At 64.2% G+C, this 12795-nt stretch carries 9 protein-coding genes, 2 tRNA genes and 1 pseudogene; all 12 read right to left on the bottom strand.

Translation table 11 applies throughout. The annotated features are described in order from the left end of the window. Positions 1-174: 174 nt before the first annotated feature. On the bottom strand, positions 175-1368 hold the full coding sequence (locus tag ACT3S3_RS13030; RefSeq protein WP_444626913.1) for a hypothetical protein: 1194 nt from the start codon (positions 1366-1368) through the stop codon (positions 175-177). Positions 1369-1871: 503 nt separating this feature from the next. Continuing rightward, on the bottom strand, positions 1872-2021 hold the full coding sequence (locus tag ACT3S3_RS13025; RefSeq protein ID WP_443410731.1) for a helix-turn-helix domain-containing protein: 150 nt from the start codon (positions 2019-2021) through the stop codon (positions 1872-1874). A 378-nt stretch (positions 2022-2399) separates the two neighbouring features. Next, complete coding sequence (locus ACT3S3_RS13020; RefSeq protein ID WP_444626912.1) at positions 2400-3680, bottom strand: tyrosine-type recombinase/integrase; 1281 nt, start codon at positions 3678-3680, stop codon at positions 2400-2402. A gap of 152 nt (positions 3681-3832) precedes the next feature. Further along, positions 3833-3905 (bottom strand) — tRNA-Ala (locus ACT3S3_RS13015). A 74-nt stretch (positions 3906-3979) separates the two neighbouring features. After that, the gene (locus ACT3S3_RS13010) at positions 3980-5551 is read right to left on the bottom strand and encodes a gamma-glutamyltransferase (protein WP_441578823.1); all 1572 of its coding nucleotides are present in this window, start codon (positions 5549-5551) and stop codon (positions 3980-3982) included. Beyond that, entirely contained in the window at positions 5542-6546 is a 1005-nt protein-coding gene (locus tag ACT3S3_RS13005) for a poly-gamma-glutamate biosynthesis protein PgsC/CapC (protein WP_301441809.1), read from the bottom strand. Before ACT3S3_RS13005 ends, ACT3S3_RS13010 begins: the two co-directional genes overlap by 10 nt. Further along, entirely contained in the window at positions 6543-7703 is a 1161-nt protein-coding gene (pgsB, locus tag ACT3S3_RS13000) for a poly-gamma-glutamate synthase PgsB (RefSeq protein ID WP_301441810.1), read from the bottom strand. Before pgsB ends, ACT3S3_RS13005 begins: the two co-directional genes overlap by 4 nt. A gap of 347 nt (positions 7704-8050) precedes the next feature. Then, the gene (locus ACT3S3_RS12995) at positions 8051-9544 is read right to left on the bottom strand and encodes a gamma-glutamyltransferase (protein WP_301441811.1); all 1494 of its coding nucleotides are present in this window, start codon (positions 9542-9544) and stop codon (positions 8051-8053) included. Positions 9545-9883: 339 nt separating this feature from the next. Further along, positions 9884-9943 (bottom strand) — tRNA-Cys (locus ACT3S3_RS12990). A 349-nt stretch (positions 9944-10292) separates the two neighbouring features. Further along, positions 10293-10757 carry a hypothetical protein gene (locus ACT3S3_RS12985; protein WP_444626911.1) on the bottom strand — a complete coding sequence of 155 codons (465 nt, stop codon included), beginning with the start codon at positions 10755-10757 and terminating at the stop codon, positions 10293-10295. A 120-nt stretch (positions 10758-10877) separates the two neighbouring features. Then, a pseudogene (locus ACT3S3_RS12980) lies at positions 10878-11961 on the bottom strand (IS256 family transposase). A gap of 336 nt (positions 11962-12297) precedes the next feature. Continuing rightward, positions 12298-12795: hypothetical protein (locus ACT3S3_RS12975; RefSeq protein WP_444626910.1), on the bottom strand; the 498-nt coding region annotated here is incomplete at its 5' end.

Below are 12795 nucleotides of genomic sequence, written 5' to 3'. Positions count from 1 at the left end.
TGGATAAGTGCAGGTCGCCGCCAATCTCCCATCGGGGGCGCACCCACACCTTCACTCAGCGAGTCTGTATTGGCCCGACCCAACCAACCGCGACCGCCTCAGCGAACCGCCGAAACTCCTCCGGCACCGACTCGACCAACTCCCGCAACTCCGCAACCAATTCCGCCGGCGGCATCACGACCGCGCCCGCTCAACCTGAGGAGCGAAAGACGGCTGAGGAACCGACTTACCAACCGAGATGTACTGGACCGACCCATCGCGCAGATTTGTCCGCTGGATAGTGGTTTCCCACTCCCCGGTAACAGGATTCTTCTTACTGTTCTCCCGGTCCCGGAACTCGTCAGCGCTGAACCGGCCGTCCCGGCTCTCGCGGCGACGGTTCGCCTCACTGAAACGCCTAATACGGTCCTGAAGCTCATCCCACGTCGCCGGCACCGAAACTTCCAGCCCGCCGAACATCCCGCGAGCGAGCGGAGTTAGCACACGGTCGCTAATTCCCGACCACTTAAATTGGTTATGCTGCCCGACTTCCCGGTGTTCCTTACCTGACTCCGGGCCGCGCCGATCATACTTAGCGAATCCGCCCAGGAAAACCTCACGGTAATCTTCCGCTACACGGTGAGCTGCGATATCCACGTCGGTGAAGTCTTCGATTTTGCTGATCGGCTTTCCGGTAGTGTTAACGTTAACGCGATACTCTAGAAAGCCGGAGATGCCCGGATCGGCCCACAAAGCGTATGCCTCGTTCGGTGACACCAGTAGGTCTAGTGCCAGCAGACGGGACAGAGCCGTACGAAATTCGGGCAGCACCTCCGCAGCAGCGGCGTGCTCGGCACGGGAAGCGGCATTGGCGACGTGCTCAGCGTGAATGCGGGACTGTCCAGCAAAGGGGCCGAGGAACCTTGCCGTACGCTTCAGCGTGTCCACTGTCTCTGCCACGGGGAGCACGGACATGACCTGCTTGTAGGTAAGCTCGTCGACCTCGTTGGCGTCAATTACCCGGCGCGCTGAGGTCAGGTTTTCCCGGATCGACGCGCGCACCTGAGCGCGGGCAACGTTGTCGGTCTCAAGGTCCCGCAGGGCCTTTCGGCGCTGTGCGTCGGTCATATCGCGTAGCTCCTCGCCGGTGGGCAGCGGCAGGTCGGCGAAGTCGTCGAGTTCCTTTTCGATTTCGTCGTAGTACTCGACCGCACCCTTGTAGCTCTTGTGCAGCAGGGTGTCCAGCTCCACGCCCCAGGCGTCCGCCAGCAGTGCGAGTCGAGCCTCGTAGCCGGCGGGGCGTACGTAATCTTCCCGGCGCGGGGCTTGCTTCAGGTTGTCGGTGACGAATTGTGCGGTCAGTGGTGTGCTCATGTCAATGTTGTTCATGTGTGAAACCTTTCTAGGTCCAGTTGCTCGGGTACTCCGTACCCGTGGTGAAGTTGGGGTAGAGGTGAGTGCGTGACCGGTCGGTGCTACGCCACGACTCGGGGTAATCGTCGTTCTGCCAGTCCCAGCCCGCACCGTCCTCTACGACGGGGAGCTGGACGCTGGGGGTCTGTCGCGGTGGCGGCGTGCTCATACGCTCACCAGTCCCCGGGCGAGGTTCCCGGCGGTCGGCATGGCCAACAGGGCGTCTAGGAGTTCATCTACGCGGAACAGCACGAGATGCCCCCTGCCGCCCGGCTTTCGGGGCGTGAACGTGCCAGCAGCAACGTGTCGGTCGAAGGTATCCACGCTCATTCCGACGGCGGCGGCAGCGTCCCTCTTATTTAGTGCGATTCGCTGTTCGGGCTGGGCCGTCTGGGTGGGGCCAAGCAGTGCGTCTTTGTCGGTAGTGCAGGTAGGCAAGTTGTAAGCCTTTCTGTAGGGGTCTGGGGGATTCTGTTCGGCTAGTCGCCGGCCATACGCTGGTCAAGTTCGTGCTGGTCAACGCGGGTAAAACCGCCCAGCCGGTAGAGGGTCAAGCGCCCATCGGCGCACATTCTCCGCACCGTTCGGGGGTGGCAGTCCAGATACTTTGCCGCCGCCGTGACGCTCATGTATTGTCGGGGAGGGGAGGACATTGTTACCTCATTTCTTTGGGCATAGATGAATGAGCGAACCGGCTATGATTCCGGTTCGCTGGCGTGGTGAGTTTTGGCATCATTTGTTACGTTTCGCCATTACCTGCCCCCATTTTACCACGGGCTATTTATGGATTCTCGACGCCGAAATTTCCGTAACCGCAGGTCAGAGCGTTTCGGAATTTTTCATGAGCACCCAGACGTGTTACGAGTGAAGGAGATCACACAAAATTCCCCTAAAATCCTGCCCTGTACCCGTCTGTCAGCCCCAAAAGCCCCCAAAACTAGGGGCAGACACAGCAGACACAGCGCGAACCCCCTCCCCGGACCTGCCGTGACGTACCACCCCGACCTCTACTCTGTCGGCACAACCCCACGCAGACGGTCACCCATACGCTCCACGCCCTCACTCAGGTGCTCCTGGGAGTGCCGGAGGTAGTGCTTCCGCAGCACATCCCCCGACTTGTCGCCCACGTACGCGCCCACAGCAGTCTCAGACACCCCAACCTCGCTGAGAGCCGTCGCAGCGAACCGCCGGCCGTCATGCTTGTGGATATCGTCGCGCAGCCCAGCCCGCTTAGCCGCCCGCTTCACTGTTGTATTCCAAGAGGTATCCATTACCCGCGTGCCCCGGTTGGTGAGGGCCACCAGCCCGTCGTCACCCTCACCCGCGTACAGGTCCATATGGGCCTCGCACATCGCCACGAAATCAGGGAAGACCGGCACCTCACGGTAACTAGCTTCCGTCTTTAGGCCCTTGTCCACCATCGTCTGTTTGCCGTCCATAGTCAGCCTCACAGCAGCCCGCACGCGCCCCCGGTCGGACAGATCAATGATGTAGCCCACCGTGCCGTCAGCGGCCACAGAGCGCTTCACCTGCCACCTACGTAACCCCAACACCTCTTGCGTCCGCAGACCATGCACCAACGCCAGAGCGGTGGGGAACCGGTACCGTTCGGGAACATGCGCCAGCAGCTCTTTAACCTCCCACAGCTCGGGCAGACTCTTACGGGTCCCGCCCTCTCCTACCTTGGCCCTACGGGTTTCCAGATCGACGGGGTTGGCCGGGATGATTTCCTGCCTAGCCGCCCACTTAAACGCTGCCGTGAGGTGCTTCTTCGCCCCGTTGTTTGTCGGTGCAGTGTCAGGGAACTGCGCCCATACGGCTTCCCACCATGCGTTAGCGTCCCTACGGGCCACCTGAGACACCGGCATAGCGCGGAAGGCACCGGCTTCCCCATCGACTTCCAGTAGCCGCAGGTTCAACTGCCGCACGTTGGTCTGCCGTGTGGACTCCTCCCAAGACGTTGCAGTCTTGTAGTCGATCCACCGCCCCAGCACCTCCGCGACCGTGACCCCCCGTGCTTCCCTATCAGCCCTAGCCGCTGCCGCACGCGCACGCGGGGGAAGCCACTCGCCTATCGTCCCCTCCTCAACCATGCGGTCGATGATCCGTCGCTCAGCTAGGTACCACGCTTCTACAGCCCCCGGGGTCTCAAAGCTCGTGCCCGCCGTGTAGCGCTCCCCGTCCGGCCCGCTGAACCGGCCGTAGTACCGCCGGCCTTTCCCCTTGGGTTTGCCGTTGTGCCACGGCTTCTCCCCAAAGTCCCTACGCTCCCCGCCTGTCTTGGGCATGACCCCAACTCCTCTCCGCTGTTGGGGAAGCGTTGGGAAACACTGCCCCTTAGTGCGGTTCCCTGCCCCTACAGGCTGTGGTACTGTCTAGCACGTGACCTGCAAAAAGAAAGGAACCCGCTGGCCTGAACGACCAACGGATTCCATGATAGTGGAGCTATGGGGAATCGAACCCCAGACCTTCGCATTGCGAACGCGACGCTCTACCAACTGAGCTATAGCCCCGAAGTCTCACGTGGAGACAACACCGGATATCGTACACCCGGCCGGGCCGGAGCACATAACCGGCTGACCCCGGCTCACCCCAGGTCGACCCCGGCGACGGAACCGTCGCGTCGGTGGTCCGCAGCGCCGTCGACCTGGTCGTCCCGGAGACGGATCACGCTAAGTCCGGAGTCGAAGCGTCCGGCCTCCAGGTCGTGGCCCCATTCCTCCAGCAGCCCACGCATCTTCTTCTGCTCGGCACCTCCGCGCGCGGCGTACACGCTGTTGCGGTTGGTGGCGCCGAAGTTCGGCATGTCCACCGCGTCGACCGGTCGCAGGTTCCAGTCCACCATCGCCACCAGCGCCTTGACCACGTAGGACGGGATCTTGCGCCCGCCGGGCGAACCGAGGGCCATGACCGGCTCGTCCCCGTCGAAGACGAGCACCGGCGACATCATGGTGCGCGGGTGCGCACCGGGCTCGCGGTAGTTCGGGTCACCGGGGTCGGCGTCGGCGCTGAAATTGTCCAGCGAGTTGTTCAGGAAGTAGCCGTTCTCCTGCTTCCCGCTGCCGAAGCTGCGCTGCAGCGTGGTGGTCAGGGTTGCCATGCTGCCGGCGGAGTCACGCACGGTGACCTGGGAGGTCCCCTGGTCGTCGCTGTCCTCGTACTCGCCGGTGAGACCGTCCAGGTCCTGCGGCTCGAGCCCGCTGAGCGTGGTCTTCTGACGGATGGAGTCCGCGGCGTCGTCGAGGTGCCCGTCGTCGGTGACGATCTGGTCGACGTACCCCTCGGTACCGTCACCCATCCACGTGTTGGCGTCGGTGAACGCGATACGTTCGGCCTCCATCACGAGGTGCTGCGCGGTGGCCCGCGCCGTCCCCGCCACCGGCGTCAGCCGGGCCAGGTCCAGCCGGTCCAGGATGCCGAGCGCCTCGGCGACGACCATCATGCCCGTCGCCGTGGAGTGCGACCCGCACACCGAGTGCCCCTGGTAGTCCACGCACAGCGGGTCGGACGGCTCGATCGGCTCTTCGGTGGGCTCCAGTTCCATCAGGTACTCGGCGTAGTCCGGATTCGTGAGCACGTCCCCGGCGGCGGGGAGTTCCTCGAAGATCCCGTTGCGCGCGTCCATCGCCGCGGCGAGCCGTTCGGTGACGACGAACCCGTCGGACGCCAGCCTCCGCGCCGGCTCCGTGAGCTCCGCCAGGCTCTTCACACCATGTGCCCGGCGCAGGGAGTCCATGAGCCGGTCGGTCTGCGGCACCCCCACCGCATCGTCGGACGCATCGTCCTGCGGCGCGTACACGGTGCCGTCGAAGCTGGCGGTCTCCCCCGTCTGCGCGTCGTGGTAGATCACCAGGCCGCCCCCACCGGGGCCGGAGTAGTTCGGTTCGGGCAGGCCCAGGACGTACTGGGCGGCGACCACGGCGTCGGCGGCCGTCCCACCCTCGGCGAGGACGCTGCACGCCGCGCGCGTCGCGTCCGGGTCCGGGGTGGACACCATGCCACCGCGGGAGGCGCCACGCGCCTCGAGCCCGCCGTCGAGGCAGGCGTCCGGCGACGCGGTCGGCAGCGGCTCAGGTTCGGGCGTCGAACAGCCCGTGACCATCGCAAGAACGGAGACCGTGCCGACGGTGGCACCGGCCGCCCGGCGGCTCAGCCCCACACCATCACCGGCACCGCGACCGCGGCACAACCGGCGATCGACAGTCCCATGCCGGCCGACGTGCGCTTGAACCCGTACTGGACGAGGTCGTTGGCGATGATCGCCGGCAGCACGCAGAACACCACGTTCGTCGGACCGTCGAAACGCACACCCGTGAACGACGCCATGACCAGCTCGACCAGGGTGACCATCACGAACGAGACGGTGCAGAGGATCACGAAGCGGTCCTTGCCGAACAGCGGGACCTTGCGCGAGTACGGCACGTACACGCCGAGCACCAGCAGCGTGGCTGCGGCCAGCACGACGAGGTAGCCCGGGCTCGTCAGGACGCTGACGATGACGCCGGCGGTGACGTAGCCGCCGGTGCGCAGCTTGCGCGAGCGCACCGTCCCCTCCTGCACCAGCACGGCGAAGAGCACCGACAGGGCGCTCATGAGGAAGAGCATCGGCACGGGCCGGAGGTTGGTGTCGATGATGGTGTTCGCCAGCGACCCCGGCAGGAGGGTGGAGGTCAGCATGGTGATCGCGAGCCCGGCCAGACCCGCGGCCGGCACCATCCAGGCCAGCGGGACGACGGTGCGGACCACGCCCTGCTTGATCAGGGAGTTGCACAACATGCCGGGCACGATCACGCCGACCAGTGAGAGGCCGTCGAGGGAGAGACCGCCGAGGAGCCAGCTGGTCAGGGCCATCCACACCGCACCGCAGCCCACGCCCACACCCAGGCCGATGGCGAAGATCTGACGCGGACGCGGCAGGAAGATCTTCAGGATCACGAACTTGATGAGGACGTAGCCGAGGAGCGCGGCGACCAGCGTGGACAGCACGTTGAGCGGCATGTACAGCGAGGACGCCAGGTAACCGACGGCCAGCGAGCCGCCGACGGAGATCTGCCGGCGCCGGAAGTACAGGTAGCTGATGACCAGGCCGACGAGGAAGGTGACGTGCACGTAGTCCGTGAGGAACCCAGTGGACCCGATGATCTGGTAGGTCATGCCGCCACTGCCTCGATACGCTCCTCGGCAAGCTGACCGACGTAACGCTCCATGGCGGTCACGTGGTCGGTGTGGATGTTCACCATGCCGAAGATGGCGACGTCCTCACCCTCGAAACCTGCGCGGGCACGGGCGACGAGGTCGCGGCCGTCCGCACCCTGCTCACCGTCGAGGTCGGTGGTGGTGAGGATCATGTCGTCCTCCACACCGGCGTTGAGCAGCTTCTGACGGACCACGTCCTGGATCTCGCCGTAGAGCACGACCCGGTCGATGTCGTCGGCGAGGTCGGTGGCGACGAGGTCGACGAACATCGCCGCGCGGTCGGTACGGTCGGCGCGGTTGTTCAACGCCACCACCTTCCTGCAGGACGGGAGGTCGTCGTCGACGACGTCGTGGAAGACACGGGTGGTGGACTCCCAGTCGTTCACCGCGAACATCGGGACCCAGTAGAACGGTCCGGTCTCGGAGTCGCGGACGTGGGCGATGCGGGTGGTTCCCGGGTCCGGCTCGGCGGAGAGCATGCCGCGCACCGCGACGCCGGTGTCGATGCCGAGTTCGGCGGCGACGGCGAGGCAGACGGCCACGTTCTCTTCGAACTGGCGGTAGTCGAACCGGTTGCACAGGCTGCGGGAGAGCTCCGTCTCCTCGGCGACGACGAGGCGGGAGCCGCGGGCCTCGCAGTGCTCACGGATGATCTCGACGAGTTTCGGGTCGCGCTCGCCGGTGATGACCAGCCCGTTCTCCGGGACGGTGCAGCACAGCGACGCGGCGATCTCTTCGAGCGTGTCGCCCATGTCCTCCTGGTGGTCCAGCCGGACGTTGGTGAGCACGGTGATCGGCGAGCGCAGGATCACGTCCTGGCACAACGTCTGGTACTTCGGCTTCACCGCCATGCACTCCACGACCAGGGCCTCGACCGGGTCGTCGGCACCGTCCAGCCATTCCGCGAGGAAGCGGTACTGCTCGTTGATGTTCGCCGGCCCGGTGCGCTTGATCGGGCGCTCACCGGCCTGGCTGTCGATCACGCAGGCGTAGGTTCCGGTGGTCTTCGAGATCGTGGTCTTGCCCGACTCCCGCAGCACGCCGCCGATCATGCGGGTGACCGTGGACTTCCCCCGAATTCCGTTCACGTGCACGTTGATGTCGAGACCGCCCATCCGACGACGGTGACGCACTTCCTTACGATGAAAAGCCGCCATCCCGGTTGTCGCAGCAAGTGCGGACAGGGACAGAAAAGCGAGCATGGGTAATTCTCCTTCAGGTACCCGAAATGTTAGGGCTTCGGCAAGTTCCCCTGAGACATGCCAAGTCGATCCACAGAGGTGGATCGTGACAAAGATGCTGGTAGTTGCGCCCTCTACTCCGCACACTAATGCCGAATTAAGTGTTACACCAGCACTGTTTTCTCAGTTACGAAACGCGATTTATGGACCATTAGCCGGGCTTGTGGTCCGGGACCCGTGCCCAGGGAAAACACATGATTCGACGGATGCCCCCGACACCCCTACCCTGCTGCCCGTGCCGTCCCACCGGCACGTTCATCCGCTTCGGCGCGAAAATAGCGCCCTTCGCGGGAAATTACACTCAGCCCACTGTCGTGGCCCACACCAGGCTCCTCGATGTAAGTGGCGTCACGTCCCGTCGCGCCGTAATTCGGGGCGTCCACCGCGTCCCTCGCCGACATTCCCTCGTCGACGAACCCCACGATCGTCTTGATCACGTACGACGGAATTGCCCCGCCTCCGGGGCTGCCCAGGGCGAGAACGGGTTCCCCGTCCCCGAACACGATCACCGGGCTCATCGCCGTCTTGGGCCGGACCCCGGGGGCCCGCTGGTTGATCGACTTCGAGCCGGCGCTGAAGTTGTTCAGCGAGTTGTTCAGGAAGTAGCCGTCGCGCAGGACGCCGGACCCGAAGTGCTGGTGCAGGGTGGTGGTCACGCTGGCGATACTGCCGTGGCCGTCACGCACGGTGATCTGCGAGGTCCCTTCCTCCAGGTTCGGCAGGTAGGTGCCTTCGGTGCCGACCAGTGGGTCCGGCTCGATGTACCCCAGCGTCGCGTCCGGGTCGATCCGGTCGGCCTGCTGCTGCAGGTGCCCGGGATCGGTGACCAGGGAGTCCACGTAGGCCTCGGACAGCCCGGGGTCGACCTCCGGGTCCTGCATCCAGGTGTTCCCGTTGGCCAGGGCCAGCCGCTCGGCCTCGGTGACGACGTGCCTCAGGTCGTCGCCGACGTCGGCCCGGTCGAGGATGCCCAGCGCCTCACCGACGACCATCATGCCGGTACCGGTGGAGCCCGACCCGCAGACCTGGTGGTCCCGGTAGCCGGTGCACAGCGGTGCCTCGGGCTCGATACGCCCCGTGACGTCCAGGTCGCGGAGATAGGCGGCGTAGTCGGGGTTGGTCAGCACGTCCCCCGCACGCGGAAGGTCCTGGGCGTCCACCCCCGGCCACGGCATCCCGTCGAGGACGTCGACCCGCCGGTCGAGGGCCCCGGTCAGCCGACCGCTGGCGGCGAAACCGTCTTCCGCCAGCTCGGCGACGGAGGCGAGCACCGCATCGAAGTCCAGGACACCGTAGTCGTCCTGCATGGTGCGCATCAGCTGCGGTGTCTGGGGCACTCCCGTCAGGTTGCCGCCGTCCCGCGGCGCCGGGACCGCGGCGTTCCACCTCCGGACGTGGTCGGTCGCGGCATCGTAGTAGACGGCGACGGCCCCACCGCCCGGCCCGGAGGACTGGGGTTCGGTGAGACCGAGGGTGAACTGGGCCGCGACGACGGCATCCGCGGCGCTACCTCCGTCCGCCAGCACGCGGCAGGCGATGTCGGAGGCGTAGCGGTCCGGGGTGACGACCAGGCCGGCGTCCTCGTCCCCCTTCGCCGACCGCGCGTCGGTGACGCCCCTGGAACTGCCGCAGGACGCCCCGGGGCTGAAGGTCCGCTGGAAATTCGACGTCACGGTGACGGTGACGCCGGCGAGCACGATGAAGAGAATCGCCACGATTGCCATGGTGCGTAGACTCTTCACGTGGCACTCACTTTCCCGTCGGACAGTTCCCGGCCATTATCTATCCACGGTGAAGAAAATAGTGAGACCACTACCGAGCGGGGGTGGTTCTATTCTTAGGTCGGTATTCATCCTGCTTTTCTGTAGTACCCGTTCTATACTGTGCGCGGTGGGCGTGATGAACCCGCCGATGGCGCACCTGGCATGGTGCACTACCTTTCGCCGTAGGCGCGTACCCCCCGGGTGCGCGCCTACGTGGTGGTGCCCCACGGAACACAGAAAACGGGCACCCTCCGAATCATCGGATGGTGCCCGTCACTGCTGTTTCTCCAGTGGAGCTGAGGGGAATCGAACCCCTGACCTTCTGCTTGCAAAAGACACGTACCAGGCGTTTAGAAGAAACCGTCACGTTGTCATCGTTGCGTTTAGCCAGGTCACGGCGGTTACAACGCTACGTTGAGATACCGGCTTGCATTCCTGTAGCGGACTGAAAGCGGACTGGTGCGGACCCCCGGCGTAGGGGTCGCTCCACGCGGGCAGGGGTGGGAGCCCACCGGCGTCAGTAATGTGGCAGGCTGCGAACGTCGGCAACCTTTCCGGATTGCCACGGAAAACATCACTTTTCGAGGTTGACCTCGGAAGGTCAGCAACCATCGCACCGCGGTGAAGACACCGCAGTTCATCGCATGCGTTCCCGGCCTCGGGAAGGATTTTAACCCCAAGGGAAAAAATTCCCACCCGCTCAGGACAGAGTAGAATCCCGACTGGCAGCTTTAGGATGAAAAACCAGAATGACGGGAGCCGGACAAAGATTATCCTTCTCGGGATCGTAGTTCTCTTCTATCGGCTCCAGATACTCTAGCGACGCGCCATCCTCAGCCGGCAGGTAAGCATGAGCCTCTGAAACGACGTAGAGCAGATCGTTCTCCTCCTTCGCCTCTTGGAGATCTTTAGGGGTCCAGGCCAGGGAGAAGCGGATTCCGGGGTATTTCTTGATTTCTCCCCACGGTTCCGCTACCCAATCGTTGTACGAACCTGGGACTTTCCTTCGAATGGTGAGGTCATCGGGAAGTGCGGTGAAATCTCTGTCGATCTCACGCTGAGTGTAGGGCCAAGGTGAACCGTCGGAACCGTCGCTGACAAGGATTCCAGCCGACCCTCCATATTCAACCTCTACCAGCCCCTCCAGTGGTACGGACTTGGTCAAGTCTCTTTGAGTGGTGTTCTTTGTCGGTCCCTGTGAACAGGGGATTGTCAGCGACGAGTCGACCAGCTCAGCCGTCGTCGTAGACCGTGGGGACCGTGGGGACCGTGGGGATCACGGTCATCAAGCTCCGATCATGAACTGCACATCCGGAACCCCGACCGCGTCTGCGGAGTCGTGGACACCGTCGTCGGGGTCGTAGAGGGTGTGGGCGAGTTTCCTCATGCTGATCTCTGAGAGATACCGACGCTCACCGTACTGCCACTCCTCATGCTGTTCGGCCAGGACAGCACCGATCAGCCGGGTCACCGACGCCCGGTCGGGGAACACCTGGACAACGTCAGCGCGCCGCTTGATCTCCCGGTTGAGCCGCTCAATCGGATTGTTCGACCAGATCTTCTGCCAGTGCTCCACCGGCATGCCAGTGAACGCGGTCAGGTCCGTTTCCGCGGCGGTGAGCATGTCGGCGACGTCAGGGCACGAGGACCTCAGTGCGGTGGTGACCTGCTTGTACTGGGCGACCAGCGCCTGCGGATCGGTCTGGGCGAATACCGCGGAGATCAGCGCGTTGATCGGCTTGGAGTGCCTTGAGCCCAACTTCTGGGTGACGTTGCGGGCGAAGTGGACCCGGCAGCGTTGCCAGCCGGCCCCGGGCAGGATCGCTGTCGTCGCGGCCTTGATACCGCTGTGTGCGTCGGAGATGACCAACGCCACACCTAACGGATCGGTATCGGTGGAGACCTTCAGGCCGCGTTCACGCAGGTTGCGGAGGAATTCGGTCCAGAAGTCGGTGGATTCGGAATCGCCGACGGCCATGCCGAGGATCTCTCGACGGCCCTGGGCAGATACGGGCACAGATCCGCGAGACGGTGGACTTCGAGATTCCGGAGTCGATGCCGAGAGCTTTGACCAGGTCATCGACTTTGCGGGTGGATACTCCGTCGATGTAGGCCTGGCAGATGACCGCGTGCAGGGCTTTGTCGACCCGGCGTCGGGGCGACAGCAGCGAGGGGAAGAAGGACCCGTGCCGCAGTTTCGGGATGTTGATGTCCACATCGCCGGAGGTGGTGGAGATCTTCTTCGACCGGGTGCCGTTACGCCGGTTCTTGCGTTCGCTGGTGCGTTCGTAGGGGGCGGCGCCGATGGTGGCGGAGGCTTCGGCGTTGACGAGGTCTTGGAGGCCGGCCTGCATCAGTTCGCGGAACATGTCGTTGTGGGCGACGTTGGGATCGTCGAGGAGTTTCTAGATGAGCGTGGATACGGCAGAATGGGGTGTGGCCATCGTGGGCACAGCTCCTTTGTGGATTCTTTAGGCGGAACCTACAGAGCTTCCCGCGGTGGCCTTCACTGTGCAAGGAGACGGTGAACCTGCCGGGGGAATTGACACCACGCTAGGGGACTCAACCACGGACTTGAAGAGGGGTTCTGGTGTGGAGTTGAATCCGCGCTTGCATAGTATCTTTTTCACTCCCTAAGAATAGGTCTACGGCGCTGTGAATTGTCGGCCCCACCCCTGCGGGGGTGGAACCTGCAACACACAGTGCTATCGCACCCAACCGGCCGCACGCGGCGGCTCATCGACCGACAGCCCGTGCCCCAACTCCACCATGTGAGCAACCTTCCCACGGCGAAGCTGACGGACAGTATCCGACGGGTCCTCCTGATACGCGGCCAGCAGGCGCTCACGATCAGCGGCCTGAGCACGACCAGCACGGATGAACTGGTCCACCACAGCCTCAGCCTCCAGGCGGTTCTCCTGACGGCGGGCATTCAACCCCAGCCGGATAGACTTCTGCATGTCAGCCCACGCGGCGGCATCAATGGTGACATTGCCACCACGGGACGCCTTCACCTCGGACGGGTCAACGGGTGCCTTCTCCGGCTCCTCGTCGCCCTTCTCGGTGAGCTTCTGCACAGCCTCCACAACCTCATCCGGTGTCGCCTCAGACTCTAGGCCCAGGGCCTCGGTCAGGGCCTGAAACTGCTCGGCGGTGAACTCCACCGGGGTAGACGCCTCCACACCGTCAGCGGGCTTCTCAGC

The sequence above is a fragment of the Corynebacterium sp. AOP40-4SA-5 genome, assembly GCF_052377355.1.
Classification (GTDB): Bacteria; Actinomycetota; Actinomycetes; order Mycobacteriales; family Mycobacteriaceae; genus Corynebacterium.
The sequence above is the reverse complement of the archived record's forward strand: the minus strand, read 5'-3'. Positions and strand labels throughout refer to the sequence as shown.